The organism is Chitinophagales bacterium (assembly GCA_019694975.1).
Classification (GTDB): domain Bacteria; phylum Bacteroidota; class Bacteroidia; order Chitinophagales; family UBA10324; genus JACCZZ01.
This window is the reverse complement of the sequence record JAIBAY010000007.1, coordinates 61,316-88,311: the sequence shown is the minus strand read 5'-3', so window position 1 is coordinate 88,311 and position 26,996 is coordinate 61,316. Positions and strand designations below refer to the sequence as shown.

The 26,996-nt window shown below is 47.4% G+C and carries 17 protein-coding genes; 7 read left to right on the top strand and 10 right to left on the bottom strand.

The genetic code is table 11. From position 1 onward, the window contains the following. The first annotated feature begins 1 nt into the window (after position 1). Both K1X61_13095 and K1X61_13090 read left to right on the top strand, forming a co-directional pair. Positions 2-5,845 carry a T9SS type A sorting domain-containing protein gene (locus tag K1X61_13095; protein MBX7109581.1) on the top strand — a complete coding sequence of 1,948 codons (5,844 nt, stop codon included), beginning with the start codon at positions 2-4 and terminating at the stop codon, positions 5,843-5,845. A gap of 455 nt (positions 5,846-6,300) precedes the next feature. Continuing rightward, on the top strand, positions 6,301-6,600 hold the full coding sequence (locus tag K1X61_13090; protein MBX7109580.1) for a GIY-YIG nuclease family protein: 300 nt from the start codon (positions 6,301-6,303) through the stop codon (positions 6,598-6,600). Positions 6,601-6,882: 282 nt separating this feature from the next. Here the strand turns inward: K1X61_13090 and K1X61_13085 are convergent, their stop codons facing one another. Then, positions 6,883-9,273, bottom strand: a complete 2,391-nt coding sequence (locus K1X61_13085; protein MBX7109579.1) for a T9SS type A sorting domain-containing protein — start codon at positions 9,271-9,273, stop codon at positions 6,883-6,885. A 347-nt stretch (positions 9,274-9,620) separates the two neighbouring features. Then, positions 9,621-10,133: a 3-hydroxyanthranilate 3,4-dioxygenase gene (locus tag K1X61_13080; GenBank protein MBX7109578.1), complete on the bottom strand. Its 513-nt coding sequence runs from the start codon at positions 10,131-10,133 to the stop codon at positions 9,621-9,623. A gap of 182 nt (positions 10,134-10,315) precedes the next feature. On the opposite strand from K1X61_13080, the gene K1X61_13075 reads away from it, so the two are divergent. After that, positions 10,316-11,101 carry an SDR family oxidoreductase gene (locus tag K1X61_13075; GenBank protein ID MBX7109577.1) on the top strand — a complete coding sequence of 262 codons (786 nt, stop codon included), beginning with the start codon at positions 10,316-10,318 and terminating at the stop codon, positions 11,099-11,101. 240 nt (positions 11,102-11,341) lie between these two features. Here the strand turns inward: K1X61_13075 and K1X61_13070 are convergent, their stop codons facing one another. From K1X61_13070 to msrB, 3 genes are all read right to left on the bottom strand, one after another. Beyond that, positions 11,342-12,877, bottom strand: coding sequence for a glycosyltransferase (locus K1X61_13070; GenBank protein ID MBX7109576.1), 1,536 nt, complete (start codon positions 12,875-12,877; stop codon positions 11,342-11,344). A gap of 2 nt (positions 12,878-12,879) precedes the next feature. Continuing rightward, positions 12,880-13,578: a glycosyltransferase family 2 protein gene (locus tag K1X61_13065; protein MBX7109575.1), complete on the bottom strand. Its 699-nt coding sequence runs from the start codon at positions 13,576-13,578 to the stop codon at positions 12,880-12,882. 102 nt (positions 13,579-13,680) lie between these two features. Next, positions 13,681-14,178 (bottom strand): peptide-methionine (R)-S-oxide reductase MsrB, encoded by a 498-nt coding sequence (gene msrB / locus K1X61_13060; GenBank protein MBX7109574.1) that lies wholly within the window; start codon positions 14,176-14,178, stop codon positions 13,681-13,683. Positions 14,179-14,302: 124 nt separating this feature from the next. Here msrB and K1X61_13055 point away from each other — a divergent pair, with 124 nt between their 5' ends. Both K1X61_13055 and K1X61_13050 read left to right on the top strand, forming a co-directional pair. Continuing rightward, positions 14,303-14,794: a hypothetical protein gene (locus K1X61_13055; protein MBX7109573.1), complete on the top strand. Its 492-nt coding sequence runs from the start codon at positions 14,303-14,305 to the stop codon at positions 14,792-14,794. A 188-nt stretch (positions 14,795-14,982) separates the two neighbouring features. Then, entirely contained in the window at positions 14,983-15,582 is a 600-nt protein-coding gene (locus K1X61_13050) for an ACP phosphodiesterase (GenBank protein MBX7109572.1), read from the top strand. Between the two features lie 50 nt (positions 15,583-15,632). Here the strand turns inward: K1X61_13050 and K1X61_13045 are convergent, their stop codons facing one another. The 4 genes from K1X61_13045 to K1X61_13030 all read right to left on the bottom strand — a co-directional run bounded on the left by K1X61_13045 (position 15,633) and on the right by K1X61_13030 (position 20,050). Then, entirely contained in the window at positions 15,633-16,559 is a 927-nt protein-coding gene (locus K1X61_13045; protein MBX7109571.1) for a DNRLRE domain-containing protein, read from the bottom strand. 230 nt (positions 16,560-16,789) lie between these two features. Beyond that, positions 16,790-17,803, bottom strand: a complete 1,014-nt coding sequence (locus K1X61_13040; protein ID MBX7109570.1) for a M28 family peptidase — start codon at positions 17,801-17,803, stop codon at positions 16,790-16,792. Positions 17,804-17,871: 68 nt separating this feature from the next. Next, positions 17,872-19,152 carry an ABC transporter permease gene (locus K1X61_13035; protein MBX7109569.1) on the bottom strand — a complete coding sequence of 427 codons (1,281 nt, stop codon included), beginning with the start codon at positions 19,150-19,152 and terminating at the stop codon, positions 17,872-17,874. Continuing rightward, positions 19,145-20,050 (bottom strand): ATP-binding cassette domain-containing protein, encoded by a 906-nt coding sequence (locus K1X61_13030; GenBank protein ID MBX7109568.1) that lies wholly within the window; start codon positions 20,048-20,050, stop codon positions 19,145-19,147. Before K1X61_13030 ends, K1X61_13035 begins: the two co-directional genes overlap by 8 nt. A gap of 558 nt (positions 20,051-20,608) precedes the next feature. Between K1X61_13030 and K1X61_13025 the strand changes: the two genes are divergently transcribed. Continuing rightward, the gene (locus K1X61_13025; protein ID MBX7109567.1) at positions 20,609-22,555 is read left to right on the top strand and encodes a T9SS type A sorting domain-containing protein; all 1,947 of its coding nucleotides are present in this window, start codon (positions 20,609-20,611) and stop codon (positions 22,553-22,555) included. Positions 22,556-23,442: 887 nt separating this feature from the next. Beyond that, the gene (locus K1X61_13020; GenBank protein MBX7109566.1) at positions 23,443-24,750 is read left to right on the top strand and encodes a DUF262 domain-containing protein; all 1,308 of its coding nucleotides are present in this window, start codon (positions 23,443-23,445) and stop codon (positions 24,748-24,750) included. A 202-nt stretch (positions 24,751-24,952) separates the two neighbouring features. Here the strand turns inward: K1X61_13020 and K1X61_13015 are convergent, their stop codons facing one another. Next, positions 24,953-26,992, bottom strand: a complete 2,040-nt coding sequence (locus K1X61_13015; protein MBX7109565.1) for an aryl-sulfate sulfotransferase — start codon at positions 26,990-26,992, stop codon at positions 24,953-24,955. Positions 26,993-26,996 lie beyond the last annotated feature (4 nt).

The window sequence follows — 26,996 nt, the reverse complement described above, 5'->3', positions numbered from 1 at the left end:
AATGAATAAATTTCTAACCCCAAATCAAAAAAGCATGAATGCTTTAAAATCACACATTGGCAAGTTGCTGATGTTCGCTGTCCTTTTTTTGGTTGCAGGCCAAGGCAAGGCACAAAACCCAACTTACAATGTCTACATCACCAATGACTCCAGTATTGGTTGCGACAAATATAAGTTTGATCTATGGGTGCAACGCACAGGCACAACGCCCATGGAAGTTGCGAACATCGCTTTTGGTATCAACTTTAATCCTTCCGCAAAAGGTACCAATCACGTAGCCATCTCCTACGTATCCGGCAGTTCGGGTTTTAATGCTGCAGAGTCTCCGGTTACTTCCAGCACGACTTTTAATAACAGTACCAATACCGTAAACTTTACGGCACGTGCCAATCCGGGCGCGGGATCGGGCACAGTTATTTCCAACGGTTCTGAACCTTGCGGACAAGGCGGCACCCGTTACGGGACCTTTATCATGCAGATTGTGAATAAGGGAAGTGGTACCTCTATCTCGCAAACGATCAGCAGTTCTGCAATCTCCGGCGTAGGGACTTCTTTCCTCACGCAATTACAAGCCGGAATGACCATTTATAATCAGTTGGGACAAGCACTTGGGGTTATACAAACTATTTCGTCTAACACATCACTTACGTTGACAGCACCAATTCCTTCCGGCTTGGCATCTAGTACTTCTACTTCCTGGGGATTTAGTGGAGGAACTGCACCATCGCAATGTTACACTTCTGGACAACAACCCTTGGTTGATTTCAACTTTGTTGCCGCATCCGGTAAAACTGCCACCCTGGTTTCAGCTTACGTTGGCGGTATAGCAGTTAACGTTAATTCAACGGGTACCTTTTCGGATATTACAAGTTGTGTCACCCTCACCGGTAACACCGGAACTGGTGCATCCATTAATATTACAGGATTAAGCAGCACGGTTGGCCTGTCACCCGGCATGCCGATAACCGGTCCTGGCATAGCTGCCAACACTTACATTACTGCTATCAATAGTGCAACATCACTTACCGTTTCACCGGCTCCTACCGCTGCACAGACTGGGGTTTCTTTGCAGTTTTGTGGGAGCAGTGCCTGTACAAACAATCCGTCATTAAACCCGGCAGCTACCTGCACCGGCCTGGTTACCGGCACTACACCGGTTACCTGTTTCGGGTTAAACACCGGTACGGCAACAGTTTCTATGACTTTCACCGGTGGTGCCGGATTCCCATTTACACAGTTTACCGTGGATGGAGTAGGCCAGCCGATTCCGGTTTCTTCTCCGTTTACCGTTACCGGTCTTAGTGCCGGTGCTCACACTATTGCCTGGGTAACCTCAAGCGGTTGCAGCAACAGTGTGGTAGCTACCGTTGGAAATACTGCCCCAATAGCTACTTCTTACAGTACTTCTGCCTGTGACAGTTATGCACTTCCATGGGGTGGAACTGCTGCTGTCAATGGTGCATACGTTCATACTTACATCAGTCATCTTGGTTGCGACAGCGTCGTAACAGCGAATGTAACAATCAACCATTCCAGTGAGCCTTCTTCTTTCACTGCCTCAGCTTGTGAAAGCTACAGCCTGCCATGGGGCGGAACAGCTACGGCCACCGGTCCCTATTCACACACCTACCTTAATGCATCCGGTTGCGACAGCGTGGTAACGGCGAATGTCACCATCAACCACGCCAGTGCGCCTTCTTCTTACAATGCATCAGCTTGTGAAAGCTATACATTACCATGGGGTGGAACAGCCACGGCATCCGGTCCATACACGCATACTTACACGAATGCTGAAGGATGTGATAGCGTGGTAACAGCGAACGTGACGATCAACCACGCTAGTACGCCAACCTCATATAATGCCACGGCTTGCGACAGTTATGCATTACCATGGGGTGGAACAGCCACGGCGTCCGGTCCGTACACGCATACTTACACGAATGCAGAAGGATGTGATAGCGTGGTAACAGCGAATGTGACCATCAATCACTCCAGTACGCCAACCTCATACAATGCCACAGCGTGCGACAGTTATGCATTGCCATGGGGTGGAACCGCCACGGCGTCCGGTCCGTACACGCATACTTACACAAATGCTGAAGGATGCGACAGTGTAGTAACCGCGAATGTGACCATCAATCACTCCAGCACACCAACCTCTTACAATGCAACAGCTTGTGAAAGCTATGCATTACCATGGGGTGGAACAGCCACGGCGTCCGGTCCTTACACACATACTTACACAAATGCTGAAGGCTGCGACAGTGTGGTAACAGCCAATGTAACTATCAACCATGCCAGTACACCAACATCATACAATGCCACAGCATGCGACAGTTATGCATTGCCATGGGGAGGAACAGCCACTGCATCCGGTCCATACACGCATACTTACACGAATGCTGAAGGATGTGACAGTGTAGTAACAGCGAACGTGACGATCAACCACTCCAGTACGCCAACCTCATATAATGCCACAGCGTGCGACAGTTATGCATTACCATGGGGCGGAACAGCCACTGCATCCGGTCCGTACACACATACTTACACAAATGCTGAAGGATGCGACAGTGTGGTAACAGCAAATGTGACCATCAACCACTCCAGTACGCCCACCTCTTACAATGCCACAGCTTGTGAAAGCTATGCATTGCCATGGGGCGGAACAGCCACGGCATCCGGTCCGTACACGCATACTTACACGAATGCTGAAGGCTGCGACAGTATAGTAACCGCGAATGTGACGATCAACCATGCCAGCACACCAACCTCATACAATGCCACAGCATGCGACAGTTATGCATTGCCATGGGGTGGAACAGCCATAGCGTCGGGTCCATACACGCATACTTACACGAATGCAGAAGGATGTGACAGTGTGGTAACAGCGAACGTGACGATTAACCACGCCAGCACGCCAACATCATATAATGCCACCGCCTGCGACAGTTATGCATTACCATGGGGAGGAACAGCCACAGCATCCGGTCCATACACGCATACTTACACGAATGCTGAAGGCTGCGACAGTGTGGTAACCGCGAATGTGACGATCAACCACTCCAGTACGCCCACCTCTTACAATGCCACAGCTTGTGAAAGCTATTCATTGCCATGGGGCGGAACAGCCACAGTATCCGGTCCATACACGCATACTTACACGAATGCTGAAGGCTGCGATAGTGTGGTAACAGCCAATGTAACTATCAACCATGCAAGTACACCAACATCATTTGCTGCTGCTGCCTGTGAGAGCTATACATTGCCATGGGGCGGAACCGCCACCGCGTCCGGCCCGTACACGCATACTTACACGAATGCAGAAGGATGTGACAGTGTAGTGACCGCTAATGTTACGATTAACAGCTCCAGCATTTCAACTTCCTATGATGCAACAGCATGCGACAGTTATGCCTTGCCATGGGGCGGAACCGCCACAGCATCGGGTCCGTACACACATACATACACTAACGGTACCGGTTGCGACAGCGTGGTAACTGCGAATGTCACCATCAATCACTCCAGTACGCCAACTTCGTTCAATGCTACCGCTTGCGACAGTTATGCATTACCATGGGGTGGAACAGCCACGGCGTCGGGCCCGTATACGCATACTTACACGAATGCGGAAGGATGTGATAGCGTGGTAACAGCGAATGTGACGATCAACCACGCCAGCACACCAACCTCATATAATGCCACGGCTTGCGACAGTTATGCATTACCATGGGGTGGAACAGTCACGGCGTCGGGTCCGTACACGCATACTTACACGAATGCAGAAGGATGTGATAGCGTGGTAACAGCGAATGTGACCATCAATCACTCCAGCACACCAACCTCATACAATGCCACAGCATGCGACAGTTATGCCTTGCCATGGGGTGGAACCGCCACAGCATCCGGTCCGTACACGCATACTTACACAAATGCTGAAGGCTGCGACAGTGTAGTTACCGCGAATGTGACGATCAATCACTCCAGCACACCTACTTCATACAATGCTACCGCTTGCGACAGTTATGCATTACCATGGGGTGGAACAGCCACGGCGTCCGGTCCTTACACACATACTTACACGAATGCTGAAGGATGCGACAGTGTGGTAACAGCGAACGTGACGATTAACCACGCCAGTACGCCCACCTCTTACAATGCCACAGCTTGCGAAAGCTATGCCTTGCCATGGGGCGGAACAGCCACGGCATCCGGTCCTTACACACATACTTACACGAATGCTGAAGGCTGCGACAGTGTGGTAACCGCGAACGTGACGATTAACCACGCCAGCGCACCAACCTCGTTCAATGCCACAGCATGCGACAGTTATGCATTGCCATGGGGAGGAACCGCCACAGCGTCCGGTCCGTACACACATACTTACACAAATGCTGAAGGATGCGACAGTGTGGTAACCGCGAATGTGACGATCAACCACTCCAGTACGCCCACCTCTTACAATGCCACAGCTTGCGAAAGCTATGCCTTGCCATGGGGCGGAACAGCCACGGCGTCCGGTCCGTACACGCATACTTACACGAATGCTGAAGGCTGCGACAGTGTGGTAACAGCGAACGTGACGATTAACCACGCCAGCACACCAACCTCATACAATGCCACAGCATGCGACAGTTATGCATTGCCATGGGGTGGAACAGCCACAGCATCCGGTCCTTACACACATACTTACACGAATGCTGAAGGCTGCGACAGTGTGGTAACCGCGAACGTGACGATTAACCACGCCAGCGCACCAACCTCGTTCAATGCCACAGCCTGCGACAGTTATGCATTGCCATGGGGTGGAACCGCCACAGCATCCGGTCCATACACGCATACTTACACGAATGCAGAAGGATGCGACAGTGTGGTAACAGCGAATGTGACGATCAACCACTCCAGTACACCTACCTCATTCAATGCAGTAGCTTGCGACAGCTATACATTGCCATGGGGCGGAACGGTGACTGCAAGTGGACCTTACAGCCACACCTACACGAATGCAGCAGGCTGCGACAGTGTTGTAACGGCTAACGTGACCATCAATGTGAGTCCTGTCGCTAATGTAACGCCGGCCAATCCGGCTGCAGCCTGCGAAGGTGTTACCTTCCTCCTCCAGGCTAATACAGGTGCAGGACTTACTTATCAGTGGTACTCATTTGGTAATATTCTTGCCGGTGAAACCAATTCCACTTACATGGTAGGACCTAATGCCAAGAAGAAGTACAAGGTGGTGGTGACTAGTGCGGAAGGTTGTTCTACCACATCTAATGTGGTTGAAATCAACCGTCTTGCCACGCCGAATGCCAATGTTATCATTGTGAATCCAGCTGACAACCCGGATCTTTGTATCAACGGTAAAGTGAAGTTGCGTGGTAATGGTGCTTCAGGCATACCACTCGGATATCAGTGGAATTATAATGGCAATGACATTCCGGGCGCAACCAACAGGGATTACATTGCTTTGGTTGTGGGTAGCTACCGTGTAACCGTAACCAACCTTAACACAGGTTGTCAAACACTTTCAGCACCGGTGGCAGTGATCAATACCTGCAAAGAAAGCGGTATTGCGAGCATGGAGCAGGCAGTATTCGAAACATACCCGAATCCTACTGACGGGCACTTTGTAATTCACCTCGCCCTCACCAATAAGTCAGATGGTGATGCTATAGTACAGGTGTTTAACGCCTTAGGCCAATCTGTGGTTGGTGAAACAGTTCCTGTTGCCAACGGTGACCTGATGAAGGAAATCAATTTACAGGAAGGTGATGCAGCAGGTATGTACATGGTACGCGTGATCTTTGATGGTCAGGTTTACCAGGGTCAGATTGTGGTGCAGCATTAGTCCTGAATAAAATTCAGATGAAAAAACTCCCTCGATTTCGGGGGAGTTTTTTTTTGCAAATCACTTTCTGTGGAAAGGGTTGTATTGATAGAGTGAATGATCGTTCGCACCATGCCAAAACGTTTTTTATCCATCTTAAACTCTGCCATAGAAGAGTTACGATGCAATGACCGCCTGACATTTGTGACAACGCTCAATGTTGTGATGCTGAGGGAAACTTCCTGCAACTCAGATAAAGAATTGATAGGGTAATATAACCGCGAATACTTCAGAACAACATTACATAAACCTTATCTGATCTATAGCACGGGCAATCGCTCGCTGGCAGTATAAAGTCTATGCGGCCTGATTTCATAATTTCTATCTAATAGGTTACACCGGTCAAAGTCATCTTCCGAGGTTTTGATCGTTTTTACAGATTGCTATATTTTATTAATTGCATATCGGTTTTGTATATGAGAAGCGATTGTATAAATCCCTATTGCACTTACATCACATCTAATCCGGGCCGCACTGCATTTTACACCGGTGTAACAAATAATTTGAAGCGAAGGATGTCAGAGCATTTGCAGAACCGCGGAAACCGTAAAACATTTGCCGGCAGATATTTTTGTTATGAACCGGTATATTATGAATGTTATCCGTACCTAACTGCTGCGATCTGGCGTGAGAAGGAGATTAAACTGTTTAAACGTGACAGGAAGGTTGCATTGATAAAATCAAAGAATCCGGGAAAGATGAAGTTGATTCCGTGATTCCTTTAAAGGGGTGAGTCGCGAATTGGAAGGAGGTTCTTCCAGAATGAATATAGGTGGTACGAGTTGTCTTTAGGGAATGTCATTATTTGAAGGCTGTCACAGATGATAAGCTTGTAAGCATAGGAGGTAAGATTAGAAAAGTAAAAAGGGAAACAGGAACAAGCGTCCGGTTTCCCTTCTTCATAAATTGTTGTTTAACAATTTCACCCGCTCCCTGCAGGAAAGATCCAACTGCAAAATAACAGATCTTCCGCTTCCCGCTACATCTGTTTCCGCCTGTTACATCTTAACCAGTTTCTTCGTCTGCACATTCCCCGTCCGCGGATTCATCAGTTGCAGGAAATAAATACCTGTATGCAACTGGCTTACATCAAGATGCAGGAAGTTATTCCCTTGTATGAGTTCTTCGTTGTATTGAAACATCTCTTTTCCTGTTTCATCCAGTACGCGCACAATGCATTGGTAGTTTTCACCGGCATACAGATTAAGCGTCACAGATCCATTGGTCGGATTTGGATAGATGTCTTCCACCGAAATTTCTTTGCCGAAATTTTTCAGCAACACAATGTTGGAATATGTATAGGTGCCGCCGATATCCGTCTGCTTTAAACGGTAATAGTTATTACCATTGAGCGGACTGCGGTCGTAGTATTGATAAGTCCTGGAAGTGGTGGAGTTATCATAACCCTCCATCACGGTGAGCGGTTCAAACACTTCACCGTCTGCCGAGCGTTCAATCGTCCAGAAATCATTGTTATACTCTGAAGCCGTAGCCCAGTCAAGCTGGTTGTAATCGAAGAAACTCTCACCGTGAAAATCAGACAGTATGATCGGTAACGAGGAAGTACCCGTCCATGTAAGCGTCAGGCTGTTGCCATTGAACGACGACCAGCCGTCAATGAGGAAGGTGTAGTATTGTCCGATTGCCACTGCAGTTTCTCCATACGAAGAGGTACAGGTCGGGCAGCCGATGGACCGCAGCCACCCGTCGCCGACAGCCCCTTCTGTTGCATCGGTATAGGAGTCACTCAATCCGCCCACAGAACCGCCGTTAGCCGCAAATGTGCAACGCAATGGAGCGGAACTTTGCGTGATCGTGCAACTGCTGGCCAGCGTGGTTGGCCCCCAGATGGCGAAATCAATATCCTGGCCCGTGGCAGGCGTTAAGGAGAAGGCAATACTGCCGGCACTCGTTACTTTCATCTTATACCAGAGTGAACGGTGCTCACCGCCTACAAGGCAGCCGAAGGAAGTAGCATTGTACTCCTGCGCACCGTAACTGGTGGCAGTACCGGAAAGGGAGAAGTAACTGTTAACATTAAGGGCACCGGCGCAATCCTGCTGCGTGGCACCGGTGATACAGATGGTAAAGGTGTAAGCTGCATTGGATGCACTGGCATCAAAAACCCTTACATAATAGGTGGTTCCTGTGGTAAGGCCGGTAGGTGTTAAGGTAGCCGTGCCGAGTGCTGCGCCGGAATTCATAAACACCGTTCCGCCAAGGGTAGATTGTGTGGGCGATGTATTGGGCCCTACGCATAACTGTGCCACCGGCTGCATGCTGGCACCGGTACCTGTTACGGTGATAGTGGGATTTGATGTGGTGGCTACAAAAGAATACCAGACATCATCATTCGGGGTACCGGAAGCCACTGTCGGCGAGCCTGATGCTGTAGCACTTTGCGTAGTACCTGGTGTTGAGGTACAGGGTGACCCGGCAGTAACAGAAATGGCACCCGTGCAGTTATCATTTGCCGGCGTCACTATGGTGCCGCAAGACAGGGCCGCATTCCATCCCTTCTCATGACTGCTGCCATCAGAGACAAATTCAAAGGTGATGCAGGAGCCGGAAGAACTCACGGCTGCAGGTGCTGCCGAGAGATTTGTATACGTCTGCATCAGTGATGCGGAAGTACTGTTACCGTCATACACTTTTAAGATATCACTGGCGCAGATATAAAACGGGTTAAGCCCGGAGTTCCAGGTGGCCGTAATGTATTGCGTACCGCCGGTGCAGAAGGTTTGCACCATATTCTGACTGTCGAGATAATCACCGCTGGTACTACCTGTATTGCAAGTGGTACTGCCGGTTGATGTCACATGTGCGGTGGAAGGATCAGAGAAATAGGCAGAATTGCAATCCAAAGAATACGTGCCGGGCTGCATGAAATAATTACGGGTAAACGTAGCTTGCCAGCCTTTGCAGGTTACCGTTGCATCAGACGTAAATTTAAAAGTAATTGAATTGGAAGATGAACCTACAGACGAAGTCATTGACGAAACATTCGTATAGGTGGCTAAAAGCGTTGAAGCTGTAGAAGGTCCGTCATAAATATACAGATAGTCATTTGCAGCAATGGCGCCGGTGATGAATGCAACGACTATGCTTTGCCCGGTACCGACATAAAATGTCTCCACATAATTAGCATTATTTGGATAATCGGGTGCTACACCGGTTCCGGCACATGGGGAATTTGTTCCACCGCTTCCTCCCGGATCATAAAAAGTATATGTCGAAGGATAAGTACCACTAAGGGTGATAGTGGTATTGGCCATGGTAAAAGTCTGCGCCTGCCCATAACTGAAGCATGGCAGAAACAATAAAAGCCATACAACCAATTGTATGATTTTGATTTTACCGCCATCGTTAGTGTTTGTAAAAATCCCCATCTGCGATGTTTTTTGGTACGAATGAACGATTGCCGGTCACACAATTCCCTGTCTATCAACCAAATTTAGGACAAATTGTTTGGAATTACAGCCGCCTGTCAAAATTAAGGCATGCTCCTATTCTTTTCGCGCTAAAATAGGTGAATTTCTTACTGTTAAAAATCAGTAATATGTAGCGGGAAAGGGAATCGTTAACCGAAAATGAAGGCGTGTATTAATCTGTTGTGCAAGTGTTCTGGCTTACCGCAAACGGGATTTTACCGGCAAGAAATAACATAGTGAACGTACATTGATTTACCGGTAGCGAAGCTGCTGCAAATGATTCTGCCTGAAAATGTAAGTGCCGGCTATTTAGGCGGCTCCATCACATGGCCACATTTCTTACAGGTGCGCAGGTCCTGAGAGGCGTAGAAATTATTCATCACTACAGGAAGGTCTTTCACGATGTCCCTCACATGCAGTTTTTCTTCATGCAGCATGTTGCCGCAATTTTCACAATACCATTGAAAGCCGTCTTTGGCATCGGGGCGGTACACTTCCATCACAAGGCCGATGGTATTGGGTCCGCGCCGCGGGGAATGCGGGGTTTGTTTCGGTAGCAGGAAAATCTCGCCTTCTTTAATGGGTATGTCCACAAACTTTCCGTCTTCCACAATTTTCACCACTACGTCGCCTTCGAGCTGATAATAAAATTCTTCCGTTTCATTGTAATGATAATCTTTGCGGGAGTTGGGACCGCCTACCACCATCACAATAAAGTTGTCGTTGCCGACATACACCTGCCGGTTGCCGACGGGTGGTTTGAGGAGGTGCCTGTTTTCATCTATCCATGTCTTGAAGCTGAAGGCGCGTTGTATCATTGGAGGAATTGGTTGTTAAAGGGTCACAAGGTTACGGAATGAAAAGTGAAGCAGCGGAAAGCTGATGAAATATCAAGGCATCACGGCATCAGTCATTTACAGCTCATCAATCACCATCAAACTTAAGTAAATTTAGAAATTTATTCTGCATCGCATCTTCAACCGTTCTCAAAGTAAATCTTATGAATACAACACTCACCGGCAGAAATGCCCTCGTATGCGGCAGCAGCAAAGGCATTGGAAAGGCAGTGGCGGTTGCGCTCGCTGCACAGGGAGCCAACATCACACTCACAGCGCGCAATGAAGACTCGTTGCTGTCAGCTATCCGCGAACTCGACACAACGATGGGACAACAGCATGATTTTATGCTGGCTGATTTTTCAAAACCCGATGAACTGAAGGAGCTGATCTTTCATCAGCTAAAGGATACAACGTATCAGATCCTCGTGAACAATACCGGCGGCCCGGCTGCAGGCAATATTGTGGATGCAACGCCGGAGCAGTTTGAGAAAGCCTTCAGCAATCACCTGATCTGCAACCACCTGCTGGCGACGGCACTGCTGCACGGCATGAAGAAGAGCAAGTATGGACGCATCATCAATATCATTTCTACCTCGGTAAAGATTCCGTTACGCGGCCTCGGTGTATCCAACACCATACGCGGTGCCGTGGCAAGCTGGTCGAAGACGCTGTCGAATGAACTTGCATCATCCGGCATCACGGTGAATAATGTATTGCCCGGCGCCACGAATACGGAAAGGTTGCGGGAAATAATATCCGGCAAATCGCAGAAAACGGGAAGAAGCCCTGAAGATATTGAAGAAGAAATGCTGGCGGAAATTCCGATGGGCCGCTTTGCTGACCCCGCGGAGGTGGCCGCGGCGGCGGCCTTCCTGGCCTCGCCGGCGGCAGGTTATATTACAGGTATCAGTATAGCGGTAGATGGCGGAAGGACAGGATCATTGTGAGATTATTTATGTGGATCAGGTCCCGAAACAAGTTCGGGATGACTTCTAATGTAGCGATAACGTATTTGCAGGGTGTAGCTTATATGATTTTTTATGACATGGATGATTGATGCGACAAAGATGAAAATTGGATACTACATTTCTTCAATGCCGTCCTGCCGTCGCGATTAATATGGACCGGCATCTTATAATCTGGGTGAGGACGCGAAACTGTGATCATCCATATTGCCTGTCAAGTCATCAGCCGCGGGCCATTTTGAACCTTCCGCGCAGCGCACCATATTTTTTTATTCCCTGTTGTGAATGTATCAGAGACGACAGGCTGACAAAACCAAACCCGAATGCCAGCATTGCATGAAAAGGCAGCAATCCGTAATCATGGAAGACAAATGACATCACGATGCCGGCAACAAAATAGACGGAGAGCAGCATTTCTGCTATGGCCATCATCGATTTTGTTTTTTCGAGATACCGGTTCTGCTTCCAGCCTGTATGGCCGCTTTCCACATTAAACTTTGGGGTTCGATTGAAGGGACTTTTTACCCCGTAATAACCCTGCAGCACTGCGATGGCATTGTGCAGCGCAAGCCCCATGCTGACCGATAGAAAAAGCGGAAAGATGAAAAGGAAACCGATGATGTTACGCGGGAATTTTTTTGCCTGCTGCGCATACGATACAAAGTAGAAAGCACCGAGAATCAGCAGGCTGACGAGAAAGAAGGATGCATACAGAAACAGGAATTCAAAAGACGGGAAGTAGTTTTTGATGAACAGCATCGGTATGCTGAGCAAAGCCGCCGTCATGATGAATAGAAAGATGGTGGAATTGAGCAGATGAAAAGTTGCCTGCAACTTAGTGGAAGACGACAAGCCTGTTTTTTGCAAGACGGAAGCGAGGTTTTTGCGCACACATTCCGCCGCTCCTTTGTTCCACCTGAACTGCTGATTTTTTAAAGCCGTCATGGCCACCGGTAGCTCGGCAGGCGTTCCGAGATCTTCACGGTACACAAATTTCCAGCCGCGCAATTGAGCGCGATAGCTAAGGTCAAGGTCTTCCGTCAGTGTATCAGACTGCCATCCGCCGGCGTCTTCAATGCATTTTTTCCGCCAGATGCCGGCTGTGCCGTTGAAGTTGATGAAATGGCCGGCGGCATTTCTGCCTGCCTGCTCGATGGTGAAATGTGCATCAAGGGCAAAAGCCTGCAGCCGCGTGATCAGCGAATGATTTTTGTTGAGGTGTTCCCACCGTGTCTGCACCATGCCCACCTGTTGATCGCTGAATGCGGGAAGCGTACTTACCAGGAAATCGGGGCGCGGCAGGAAGTCGGCATCGAAGATGGCGATAAAGGTTCCGGTGGCGCTGTCCAGTGCATGCGACAAAGCGCCGGCCTTGAAGCCTTTCCTGTTTTCACGCTGAATATGTTCCACGGTGAATCCGGCCTGCTGCAGCTCGAATGCTTTCTTCCTGATAAGCGCTGATGTTTCATCTGTTGAATCATCGAGCACCTGAATCTGTAATTTATCTTTCGGATAGCGGAACTGCGCCACGGCATCCAGCAGTCTTTCCACCACATATATCTCATTGTAAACAGGCAACTGTACGGTAACCTGCGGAACCGAAGAAGGCAGCGGCTGTGCGGCAACCGCGCTGTGGCGTGCGATGCGTTTATGACGCAGGTAGCTGAGCAGCAGGCTTAGCTGAATGAGGCTATAGCAGAAAATGAAAAGCAGCGAGAGTCCATAGACGATAATGATAATAACAGCCAAACCTTCCATATTCACAGGTATTTAAAAATAGTAGTGATGATTTTATAACCGGCCATGAAAGTTCCTTTCACGGTACCCGACACTTTTGAAATGCCGATTCGTTTCCTATAGTTCACGGCGACTTCGGTGCATGCGAGTTTATTTTTCGCGGCCTTCAGCTGCATCTCCACCGTCCAGCCATAATCTTTATCACGCATGGCAAGTTGTTGCAATGACTGCCATTTTATAGCGCGGAAAGGCCCGAGATCGGTGAAGCGTACGCCATAAAACAGATACACCAACCGCGTGGCCAGCCAGTTGCCGAAGACCTGCTGAGGCTGCATGGCACCTTTCTCCCTGTTACCCAGCACACGTGAGCCGATCACCAGATCGGCCTGCTGATGCATGATGGGTGTAATGAGTTTTTCCATTTCCTGCGGGAAATCTGAATAATCGCCGTCAATGAAAACCACAATGCCCGGCGGCACTGCCTTGCCGCTGAGATAATCTATCCCTTTCAGGCAGGCTGAACCGTAGCCCTTTCGTTTTTCTGTCAGCACCGTTGCGCCGGCTTTCGCCGCCATGATGCCCGTGTTGTCGGTTGAATTGTTATCTACCACCACGACTTCACGCACGAGGCGCTTGTCAATGCCGGCAATTACCTTTCCGATGGCTTCCTGCTCATTAAAAGCGGGAATGATCACGTCAACGATGGGGGAAGCGGTTTTCAAAAACGGGGCAAAGATAGGTCAGCAGCACAGAATATATCTCATGCTGCATGGCACTTCGTTTTTTCAAACCTGCGCAGGACGGAGATAGCGGTGGCAGCTTATTTATTTACCGGCGCTTTTTTCAAATTTCATGGCGCCTGAATTCATACAATAGCGCTGGCCGGTTGGTTTTGGCCCGTCATCAAAGACATGTCCGAGGTGGCCGCCGCAATTGCTGCACAGCACTTCATCGCGTTGCATGCCATAGCTGTTATCGGCGCCAATCACAACGGCTGACTTGCTGACCGGTTGCCAGAAGCTGGGCCATCCGGTGCCGGATTCAAACTTGGTGTCGGAGTTAAAAAGCGCCTGGTGACAGGCAGCGCAGTAGTAAATTCCTTTTTCGTGATTATCGTAGTAGGCACCGGTAAAGGCGCGTTCCGTTCCTTTCTCGCGGAGGATGTGATATTGCTCCGGCGTGAGGATCTTTTTCCATTCGGCATCTGATTTCATAACAGGGTAGGTGGTTTTTTGCGTGACGGCGGGTTTGCTTTCATTTTGCGCACAGGCACTGAAAGAAAGTAAACTGACAGACAGGGCGATGATGAACAAATTTTTCATGATGCGAAAATTAATTGAATGAATGTACGTAACGCTGCATGGCAGTGGTTTGGTTCAATTTTAATTTTATTTTTCATGTTACGGATGTACCGCTAAATTGCATGAAAGTGTTAATGAAGAACAAATGAAAAAGGTAGCGCGCTGTTTTGTATTTGCAATAGCAATCAGCACAATGGTTATCTCCTGTTCTCCCCAAATTGAAAAAGAGCAGGCAGCAGCAAAGCAGCAAACATTTACGGCTGCGGACATTCATCTCGGCGAGCACATGCGCGACATTCAGTATTATACTTTGAAACTCGGCTTGTCCCTGCAGCATAAGAATGGCCCGCTTGCGCAATTCTACCTGCATGAAGTGGAAGAGGCCTACGGGGAGATAGCTGATAAATCAATTGCGGATGAAGGCATTGACATTTCCGCATTGCTGCATCAGCTGCTGGAACCTGGTTTGAAATCCGTTGACAGTGTTTTGATGCATAATGATACTGCGCGGTTTATTCCTGTTTATCAATCACTGGTTCAGCATTGCAACAGTTGTCACCGGGAAACGAAACATGAATTTATTGTGATTCAAATGCCGGAAGGGAATTTTAACGGGCAGGATTTTAATGTGCATTGAGAAAGCGTTGCTGTGTGGAGACTTCAACAGGCTATGATTCATGGCCATTAAATGTTGCCGCAGCTGATGAACATCGGCAATTAACAATGCAGGTCTTTAATTTATTGCTGTTTATCCTGTAGCAAAATCACGCTGTACAGCAACGGCTTTTCATCACTTCCGGATTTACAATTAGTTTTACCTGCATCATGAATCACCTCGCCCATCTGTACCTGTCGCAGCATTCAGAAAAAATGATGGTGGGAAATTTTATCGCCGACGGCGTGAAGGGAAAAAAATACCTGGATTTTGAAGGGGAGATTTCGAAAGGCATTGTGATGCACCGTGCTATTGACACTTTTACCGACACGCATGACATAGTCAGACACAGTAAAAGTTTCTTCCGCGAAAAGTACGGGCTTTATTCGCCTGTGCTCATTGATTTGTTTTATGATCATTTCCTGGCGAAAAACTGGAATCATTATTCCGATGCGCCACTTATTTTTTTTACGGAGTTCGCCTATCGTGTCTTTGAAAAATATATTGACCGGATGCCGGAGCGCTATCAGCACATGTTTCCGTATATGCAAAAAGAAAACTGGTTGCTGAACTACGGACACCTGGAAGGCATTCAGCGGTCATTGACCGGCATGTCGCGCAGGATTAAGAATAACCCGGGCATTGAAAACGCGACATGGGATTTGCGCAATAACTACGATGCATTAGAAGATGATTTCAGGCAATACTTTCCGGAGCTGACACGGCATATTGCGGAAAAATTTCCGGCGGCTGAATTGCCGCAAAGCTGATGCTCCCTGCATGATTTTTCAGCGGGAAAAATGTTGTTCAGCAACAGCAATTATTGTTTGAGAAACTTGCCGGCAAAACAGTTGTGTGAAGTTTTGTTTTCCACTTTAAAAAAATAACAGCCTGCATGCAGTGATGACACATCCATGCTATATCCGTTTATGGCTGTAAGATTTTCTATGCGGAGCAACTGCCCTGTGACCGAGTAAACAGTGACCGCTACAACATCCTGCTGACCAACAAAGGGGAATTCAAATGTAAGCCTGTCAGGCGCGGGATTCGGATATGCTTCCGCTTCCCACAAGTTATCGCCAGCAGCAGTATTTCTTTCATGCAATCCGTTCGCCCGATAGGTAACTGTCAGCTGTGGCCGCAGCGCCGGATTGTCATTCAGCCCCGAGCCGAAGATGAGACTCTTGTAATGGTTTTCTTCATCACCCATTCTCAGGAGGATTCCATAAGAAGGATAATCCATCATATCCTGCACCATGCGTGTTATATCCTGGTTGATATAATCCTGCACATCAGTACTGCTGCTGTTCAGCAACAGCTGATGGCGTTTGCTGGCTGTTGGTTTATTCTGCCACGTAAGTGTTGCGGCATCCCATGGCGATGTGATCCTTCTCACATAGCCGCCGTTGTTTTCACCGTAGGTGGGCTGGCCATAGTAGCCGAGATAGGAACAGGCCGGATCGGCAAACAGGGAAAGCCGTGCATCGAGTATCAGCGCACCGTCGGGAATCATGGAAAGATCCACCGTCATGAGCGTACGGCCGATGCAGGGAACGCTGTTGCAGGTCCAGGAATAAGCTGCGAAATCAGGCATGCCGGGAACAGGTTCCGTTGGTGCGCCGCTGCGTTCCATGCCCACCTGGCTGTTATCGAAGGAGATGGTTACGGTGGAGGTTTGTGCAACAGTGATCAGCACATTTGCACAAACTAAAAATGCTGTGAGGGAAAGTAAACGGGTTGTTTTCATGGCCATCAGTTATCGGTGCAGATTAAAGTTACTGATTATCTGCATCCATAATACTGACGGGGCAGATGGTTATTGGAATAGAAGCGGAACGTTCATTGGAAAAAGATCTGCAGCGTGGCAATACTGCTTGGCTGCCTGTTTTTATTTTACAGAAGCCTTGGATGGTAAGAATAGTAAGCCGGAAATACGGATCGGTTGAAGCGGTAAATGCAACCGAAGTGTTGATAGCGCTATACGCCCGGTGCTTCATTAAAGATTATCTGCAGCAGTGTCTGGCCGACGGCTTTCAACGTAGCTTTATCAATAACAGACAGGTTATCCTGTTGCGTGTGCCAGTGTTTGGCAAATCCCTTATCGGTCATATTGATGATGTCGATACACGGAGTACCGTTTATGGAATTCACAAATGCATGATCATCCGTGATGGCATTTGTTTTGGCGTAAACGAAATAATTTCCATAGCCGAGGCCATTGGCCACATCCCATACATTTTTTACAACGGAAGGAGCATATCTCATAGACAATCCTTCCATGGGAAAAGTAGCACCTTTTGCTCCAACCATATCCAGCAGGATACCGTAATAAGCACGATAGTCTTTCACATGCGGATTTTTTGCCCAGTGTTGTGTGCCGATACAATATTGCGATGGCTGCTCATTGCCTTCTTTCTCCTCCCAGTAGGGCGGGCCGTAATCTTCCACATCAAATAAGGCAATGTCAATTCCGGTTGCCACGCTTTGTGTATGCAGCAGCCGTGCAATTTCCAGCAGCACGGCAACGCCGCTTCCGCCGTCATCAGCACCGTCAAAAGGACTTTTTTTATGAAGACTGTCCTGATCGCTCCAGGGGCGCGTGTCCCAGTGTGCACACAGCAGGATTCTCTTTTTGATTTCAGGATGGAAGGAAGCGATGATGTTTTTACAGGGTACCTGGCTGCCATTATAAATGGTAACCTTCACATCCTGCAGCACCACAGCTGATGAATAGGATTTCAGCTTAGCTTCCAGCCACTGCGCACATTTTTGTTGTGCTGCCGTTCCGGGAATACGCGGTCCGAAGGCCACCTGCCTGGCGACAAAGGCATAGGCTGAATCGGCGCTGAAATCGGGCACTACTGCGCCCGCAGCTGCCGTTTCAGTGGATTTAGTTACAGGAGTTGTTACGTTCCCTGTTTTCTTTCCGCCGCAACCGGCAATAATCATCAGGGTTGACAGCAGCAAGGCAATTGGTTTCAGCAGATGCATAAATTGCGGTAGTTATTTACAGGAACGGTGATCTAACCTGCTTTTTCTGTTTTGTTTTTAGTGCTTCATTAATACCTCACCCACTTCATCATCTCTCTCAGAGTCACCTTCTTTCCATACATGAGGATACCTGTCCGGTAAATTTTGCCGGCCATCCACACCATAAAAATGAAACCGGCAATGAGTAAAACCGCCGACAAGATAATCTGCCATACCGGTGGACCAAACGGTAAACGGCCTACCATTATTATGGGAGAGCAGAATGGAATAAGGGATGAGATGACTGCCAGCCGGCTGTTAGGCTGATTGAGTACTGACATCATCAGTATGATGGAAATGATGATAGGCACCGTGGCGATGAAAGTGAGTGACTGGTCACCTTCTTCGCCGGAAGCTGCACCGATGGCAGCAAAGATGGATGCGTACAGCAGGTAACCGCCTAAGAAGAAAAAGACGAAGCCGGCTGCTATGAGCAGGAGTGGCAGCTTATCGAGGTCGGTAATGAAGCTGCCCATTTGCGACAAGCCCTGTTGCTGGTATTGCGTATCCATTCCCTGCAATGGCTGATCGCTGATGCCGCCGCCATACAGGCTTTTCAGCACGGAGATGATCACACCGGATAATACTATCCAGATGATGAATTGTGTGAGCCCGACCAATGCGATGCCGATGATCTTTCCCATCATCAGCTGAAAGGGTTTGACGGAAGAAGTGATGACTTCCGCTATACGGTTATTCTTTTCTTCCATCACGCCGCGCATCACCATCATGCCGTAGGTAATCATCACGATATAAATCATGAAACCCATCACATATCCCAGCACGGTGGATGTTTCCGCCGTACTCATCGAATGATTGGCCTGCACGAGATTTACCGGCACATTCAGTCCTTCCATCACTTCCGGTGCTATATGCGCTGCTTTCAGGCGGCCACGTCGCATGATTTCATTCAGCTGATCCTCCATGGCTGCTTTCGTCATCAGCCCAAGCTGCCCGCTGCTGAAGTATTCAATGTCGGCCGGCTTTTCGATGGTGAAATAAGAAGGGATGTGCAGGATGCCGGAGAAACCAGCAGCGTCATAGTTTTTTTTCAGTGAATCATAAGGCACATTGGCCGTATTGATATGGCCGAAGGTGAGGTGATCCCTGCTTTCAAGCTGCGCGGAAAAAATGCCTGACTCATCATAAATCGCAATCTTTTCATCCTGTGTTCCATGACTGGCGAGGTAAACAGGCAGCAGGGTTACCACGCCGATGCTTAACGGCGCAAGGATGGTGGTGATGAGGAAGATTCTTTTTTTTACACGGGTAACATATTCCCGGCGGATGATGAGCAGTATTTTATTCATGGCTTTTACCCTCTACCTGTGTGATGAAAATTTCATTCAAGGATGGCAGCAGTTCATTGAACGATTTGATGTGCACCTGCTGATTCACGAGTTCGCGCAATAGGTCGTTGGATGAAAAGCGGGAATCTGTTTTCACCACCAGTTCATGGTCTGTCTCCCGGACCAACGTGAAATTTTCGGGTGGTAACGCCGGTGCCCTGCCCTCGTAATGAATGCTGAATTCATTCTTTTTGAATTGCTGCCTGATGTCTTTTACGCTGCCATTGAGAATCACCTTTCCTTTATTGATCAGGATGATGTTTTCGCATATTTCTTCCACCTGTTCCATACGATGCGTGGAGAAGATGATGGTGGCTCCGTCTTTCCGAAGCGTTTCAATTTCATCTTTGATGAGGTTGGAATTAATTGGATCGAGACCGGAAAACGGTTCATCGAGGATGATGAGGCCGGGCTTGTGAATAACGGTGGCAATGAACTGTACTTTCTGCGACATCCCTTTGGAGAGCTCTTCCACTCTTTTATTCCACCAGTCTTTGATGTTGAATTTCTCCATCCATTCGAATACACTGCGTTTTGCATCACGGGCGCTCATTCCTTTCAGCTGTGCGAGGTACACCAGTTGTTCCCATACCTTCATCTTTTTATAGAGGCCGCGCTCTTCCGGCATGTAGCCCATTTTCTCCGCATGCATGGCTTCAAGTGGCCGGCCATTGAAAAGCACACTGCCGGCATCTGCCGTGAGTATGGTGGTGATGATGCGGATGGTGGTTGTTTTTCCTGCCCCGTTGGGGCCGAGCATCCCGAAAATCGTTTGCGGAGGTACTGAGAAACTCACTTCATCAACTGCCCGTGTGGTGGCATAATTTTTTACAACCTTATCTAATACAAGGAAAGACATAGCGGAGAACGAGGGATGAATAACTTTTTGTGTAGCCAAAGGTAAAGAAAAATGATTGCGGGCTGCCTTGATGCATGACAGGGCTGGATGATTGGAAAAAGACAGTTGAATGAGGTTTGATATGGCAGCCTGATCAGTTTCCGACTTAATCTTCAGGCTCTGGTTGGTGTTTTCACCAACCAGCGTTAGAATGAGTTAAGATTTTATTTCATAACCCATTATATGGAACATCTATGAAGTGGTCGGTGAAAACACCGACCACAGGCTGAAGATAATAAATAGTTTATACAAATTCAATATGTGAGCGGGACTTCGATTGTCGCAAGGTTCCGCTTTTGTATGGCTGAATGACAATCTGCTGAAACCGACATTTAATCTCAGGTATTCAATATACCCATATCTTCTGTTGACATACTTCGAAGAATTGATTTTACACCTTTAACTAACCCATCATAGCCGTATACACATTGAAATTGCGAAATTGCTGTTAACACCTTAGTTTTGATATTAATGGATCATAAACTGCATCATCTCACTTTACTAAAACAGCTTTTCAAAATGAAACTCAGGCTCGCTACTCTTTTTACCCTGTTGGTTTTTTCAAACTCCGGAAATTCTTTATATGCACAATGGTCCACCATTCCATCGGTTGACAATGCTCTTAGTGCCTACCCAAATCAAAATTGGAACAACGGTTTCTTTTTTTGTAAGGATGGGAACAATGGGGCAATTTATTCCTGGATCCAGCTTGAAAATTCCTCTGGCCAAAACCATACCTATATAAACCGTATTGATAACAATGGACAGGCGAAATGGGGCAGTTCAGGTATTGCTGTATGCTACAATGCGTCCGCTTCCCAATTTCCGATGGGAATTCGTGAAGACGGATCAGGTGGCTGTTATGTCGCCGTGCAGGATGGTGCCAGCGGCTTCAATGTGCTGATCCAGCATTTCGATTCCAACGGTGCAGCGCTATGGAGCGGCTCCGGCGTGCAACCATTTGTTTATGATCAGTCCGTTGGCCAGACGGAAGTATCGATGTTAAATACGGGTAGCGGCGTTTTTGTAACGGCCGGTTGTGTGATAAGCGGAGGTTCCGAAGGCATACGGGCACAAAAGATCAGCTTCAACGGCAGCAAGCAGTGGGGTGCGGCGGGCAGCATTGTAAGAAATTTTTATTCTGACCACCGGGCGCCGGTAGCGGTAAGCGACGGGAATAATGGATACATCATTTGCTGGCACGATTGGCTACAACACAAGGCAAGAATGCAACGGCTCAATTCAAGTGGAGCGCGGCAGCTTGATACCGCCGGCATTATACTGAATCCTGTTAATGCCTTGTACGGTGCTGTTCGTCTCATCAGCGACGGGAACAGCAATTTTATTGCTTCGTGGGCATTCAGCTTAGGAGGCAGCGAAGGTTTGGCCGCTCAAAAATTTAATAAAAACGGAATTAAACAATGGGGCAGTAATGAACTGATCGTCTGCGATACCGCGGGCACACAAAGTTCACCCGCTCTTCTTTCAGATGGTGCAGGCGGATGTTTTATGAGTTGGTTCGACGGAAGAACCCTGGATGGCTTGGCATACATTTACGCACAACGGCTGAATGGCAGCGGTGTAAAACAATGGGCGCCACAGGGTGTAAAAGTGTCAACCCTCAATGCATACATTCATGATCTGGCACCGGGTGCCAATGGTGGAATAAAAGTGGGGTTATCAGCTTTTTCGAACTTTGCGTTTCGTGGACAGCTTCAGCTAATCAGTGCAACGGGCACCCTTGAAGCAGGCGCAACAGGATTGACCGTGACAGGACCCATTAATTACCTGTACAATAATGGATCAATGCTTCCGCTGGCGAACTTCGAAACACTTTTTTTCTTTCAAACCAATTCAACACAAGCTTACGCAAAGAAGATCCCTTCACAATGCTCCATCACCGAGCCCACGGGGCTGAGTGTAACTACCTCCTGCGCACCTAACAGCGCCAACCTTACCTGGGAAGGGAACCTGTTCAGCACCTACGAGGTACGGTATAAAATTTCCTCCGCATCTGCATGGACCAAACTCGGCAACCAGGGACATATAAACAATTACCTCTTTAGCGGGTTACAGCCCAACATTCAATACAGCTTCTCGGTACGGGCCGTTTGCGATCTAACGAACGACAAAACACCGTGGGCCACCAAGAAAAAGAAAACGCAGAACTGTCGCCTCGGAGATACACCTGAGGTTCCTGTCAGCTCAGCGGTAATGAACATATACCCAAACCCGGTAAATGGCAGTGCCACGGTGGAATATTGGAATGCAGAAGCCCAGCCGGTTTCCTTTTATGTGATGGATGTTACAGGTAAGGTAAGCATAGAAAAACAGGATCTGCCGGTAAGCCAACCAGGGAAAATGATGATTGAATTTAACACCGATGATCTTGCCCCCGGCTTATATATTTGTCTTATCCGTTGTGGATCGACCACGGCGACCACTAAGTTTATTGTTCAGCATTAGAATTTAACGGTTAAGGATTCCAGTTTCAGCCTGTGATTAGAGTTTTCAGGCTGAAGCGGCAAGTAAAAATTTGGTAGCCGATTTTGCCTTGTCCGTATTCAGGCGCTGCATTTTATGAATCAGGAGCACCTTGTCAATTTTCCGATTCCTCATTTTGCGGAGAAACGCTTTTAATCAGCGAACAATCACTTTATGCCGCCGCCGTGTCAGTTGGGCGGAATTTATTTCAATGAACGCACCGGGATGAGCGTGGTTATTGAGAAGCGCGCTCGTTCACCACACTCAATTGCTTGTATGCAAACGAGGCGAGTCCGGGGCTTTCAATTCTGGCAGCAGAATAATGAACCCATCGAGTTGAACACAAATAAACTGCCGGACAATACACTGCATTATAAGTACTACAATCCGGTAGAAGCAGGATTTGTGAGTAAGCTGGAGGATTGGATTTAAAGCAGTGCGAGAGACTATGCCGGTGAAAGGGGACCATTAAAAGTTATCTTAATTGCCTACTTTTAATAGTAAGCGGACGCTTACAGATTATAGGCACAAGCGGACGCTTGCGCCAAACGGGGCATTGCAGGAGGCGAACAAGTGAGCGTATAAATCATTGCCGATACTTTTTAAAAAAGGGATTAAAAATCCCTTTGCTCAATAGACACGGATTACAAATCACTGCTGTTCGAACCCTTCTTTAAGTTTCAGCTTTGTGCAGCAATTCAACGAAATTCGATTTGTGATTAGCGAGGACTAATGTTATAAAAGTGGAAATGAAGACAGTACCTTGTGATTACAAATCCGCGCCAACGGGATTAATAGACCGAGCTGCAACGCAGTACCATATCCAGAAAAATAAGAGAACTTGAATCAACTAAAATCCTTTTACTTATATGAAGACATTGGATTTTGATTATGGAAGCAAAGATGTTCAAGATTTTGTTTCACTATTTAATCAAGGAAGGTTAAACCTAGAACCTGGTTTTCAAAGGCAATCAGTGTGGTCGCTTAACGATCGAAAGAAATTGATTCAATCATTGTTGCAAAACTATCCGGTGCCATCTATTTTTCTTTATAAAAGTGCGGATGACAAAGGGAGGTTAAAGTATGATGTTTTAGATGGTAAACAAAGAATTGAATCGATATTGATGTTTCTTGGGATTCGTCAGTTTAAAAGAGATTGGTTTCAGGTTAAATATAGCTTCAGTGATGAGGAAAATTATAGATTATGGGATTGGCAGCAGCTTAAAAGATCCAGGAGAGAGCATAAAATTACCGGTTATAAATTACAAACTGTAGAAGTCAGCGGTGACCTTACTGATATAATTGATTTATTTGTAAGGATTAATTCTACTGGCAAGCGGCTTACAGGCCAGGAAAAAAGGCATGCCCGGTATTATAGTAGTCAGTTTTTAAAAGTTGCAGGGCAGTTAGGTAACAGATATTACAAATATTTTCTTGAAAACAGGGTGTTATCGGCAGGCCTTTTATCACGCATGAAGCACATTGAGCTGATCTGTGAATTATTGGCATCATTTCATACAAAGCAATTAATGAATAAGAAAACAGCTCTTGATAGGATTATCAGTGGTAAAACTATTGATGACCGGTCATTAAAGAGATGCCGTAGAGAGTTTGTCACCACCTTGAATCTTGTTAAAAGGCTCTTTCCAAATATTCGTTCAACCCGGTTTAGAAATTCCGCAGAATTGTATTCAATTTTCATGATGGTGTGGCAACTGAACAACGACAAGATGATTTTAACAGTTAAAAATCGGAATTGGCAAGCGCAGAAATTGCTGGAATGGATGTCAAACGGGGTCGACGAACTCAGAACTCAAATTTCAAAAGCAAAAGGGGCAAAACCAGACCAACAATTATTTGCAGCTTATCTATTTACTACACGCGGGGACAGCGATAGTTCGACTACCAGAAATCGAAGAGCGCAGGTTCTTTTACAGTTATTTAATGGCATCTTCGAAAGGAAAGATGAGAAACGCGGATTCAACACCGAACAAAGAAGGTTAATTTGGAATAGTGAATTAGCGAAGAATTGCAAATCATGTGGTGAGAAGTTGACCTGGGATAATTTTACAATAGATCATATTAAACCTTATGCATTAGGAGGTAAAAGTGTTTTAAGTAATGCTGCACTTATGTGTAGGAGTTGTAATTCAAGGAAGGGAAAGCGGTTATTATAAGGACCCCACGCTAGTCCGGATTTATTTCAATCCGGACTTATTGAGCAGAGGATTTTTAATCCTCCTAGACATCCTCTGATCGTGGTTCGGAATTTAAAAATCACTGCCTACCGGGTATTGGATTTTTTGCCGCATCATTAACAGCAGATTATAATGCACCTGCCTGATTAATGAAATCATGAACCTGCAAAGATTTTTTTAATCACTTCACAACAGAAAGCATACCCGCCACCCTGTAATCATGATTGCCTGCTACTACAAGATATAACCCGGATGGTATAGCGGCGATCGAAAGCACCATCGCTGATGTGCCACCTTGAGCGTTGTTAACTTGCTTCATTAACTGCCCCTGCATATTAAAAACCTGCACCGTTTCCATTCCCGGTGATTGAATGATCACTTCGTCTTGTGCAGGATTCGGATAAAGCTGCAATACGGTATTGTCAGCATCCGAAGCGGTAGTGAAAGATTTCGTTTCGCTCAACCCGGAAGCGGTATTTGCCACGGTGTCGCACCATGATTTCACACGCCAGTCGTATGTAGTGGAAGGTTGAAGGAACGAAAGCACCAGGTAATCAGCAGATGCAAGAACGGTCTGTGTTGCCCAGGTGGTCGCCTCCTTAATTTTGTATTGCACTTCATACAACTGGTTGGCATTGGCCACGCATTCCCAGGAGAGCTTTGCACTGTGGCCTGTAATATCCCGCACCTTCATGGAATCGGCAGAAGGGCGCGCACAGGGATTCCAGTCGTATTTATGCGCCCGGTAAGCGATGTATTGCTTATCGGCTGACAGCTTCATTTCCCAAACAATGTTGCCGGCACTGTCAACTTCTGTCATGCTGGGCAGGTTGGCGTTGTATCGTTTGCCCCAGTTGATAAATGTATTTCCATTCGCCAGCCGCTGCACATTTCCCATTGCAAGGTAGTAGGGAATGATGCCATCCACCATGGGACGTTTATAGCTCCACACCAGGGTAGCTGTTTTATTCACTTCATCCAGTTTGTATTCCTTCGCGGCAGAATGCGACAGCGGATGGAAATTTCCATTGTCATACAGGGTGATGTTGCCATTGGGCAAGCGGCGGCAATCGTGCTGGCGCGAAAATTTCTGGGGATCATTAACGAAGGTAAATTCATTCTTCACACCACCCATTCGCCAGATGAATTCACCGGTATTGATATCAATCTTATTTACCTGGTCGAGATTGCGGTTGGAGGTGATCATATTACCATCAAAATCCATCTCGATCGAATTGGTGTGCACATAATCGAGCGTGCTGGCATCCTCATTCAGGTGCGTGCCTTCGCTGACATCAACATAATCCAGGCTCCGCCACTCGAAAATTATGTTGTGATGGGGGTCGAATCCCTGGATTACGGAACCCCGGTAAACATGGCTCATTTCATCGCCTACCGGCTGATCTTCCGCACCGATGATAAATGCATAGCCATCAGCGGTTACCCGGCAGTCATGAGGATCAATGGCAAATCCATTGACAATGGCAAAAGAATCCACCACATGAAAGTTGGAATCAAGCATATGGTAACAGCCACGATCACTCCGGTAAGTGATAAAATAACCATTGTCGCCCAAATGAAAATCATAAGGCAAGCCGGTAAATGATTGCTGATAAACGGAATCACCATTGTTTTGGATGATGCCTATCACATGCAGGCCACTGTCGCCCGGTAGAACGGTTGCAGGCTTGCAATCGAAGAAGATACTGCCCGGAGAAGGCTGCAGGTTGGTGGTAATGGTAAACAGTTTAAGGCTGTCATCATCATCGGTGGTTGCGGCATCTTTCTGCACGATTTCATTTACGTCATCCCATTCATTTTCCCAAAGACTATTTGCGCTCCGCTCTTCCAGTGCCTTTTGGCTGGAGGTTGTAAAGGTGAATTGCAAAACAGGAATGGCTCCTGCGTTTTCCACGGTAACGGCACCTTCGGCTGCAATCACGGTAATGGTATCATTGGTGGCAAAGGGAAGCAAAGGGTTGAGGTTGAGGGTTTTTTTATCGTCGCAGATAATCATCCTGAAAGGGACCTTTCCGCTCTTAATGCCTGTGATGGAAAACAATTGCGAATCGGCATGCAGCAAAACATTTCCCTGCCGGATGATGATGTTGTGTTGCACAGGGAGACTTTTTGCTCCGGGCTTTGGAGAGATAAACTGGTACTGCCCAAAGCACTTAGCGGCTGAAACAAGGAGCAGGAATAAAAGAGGAAGTGATTTCATTTAT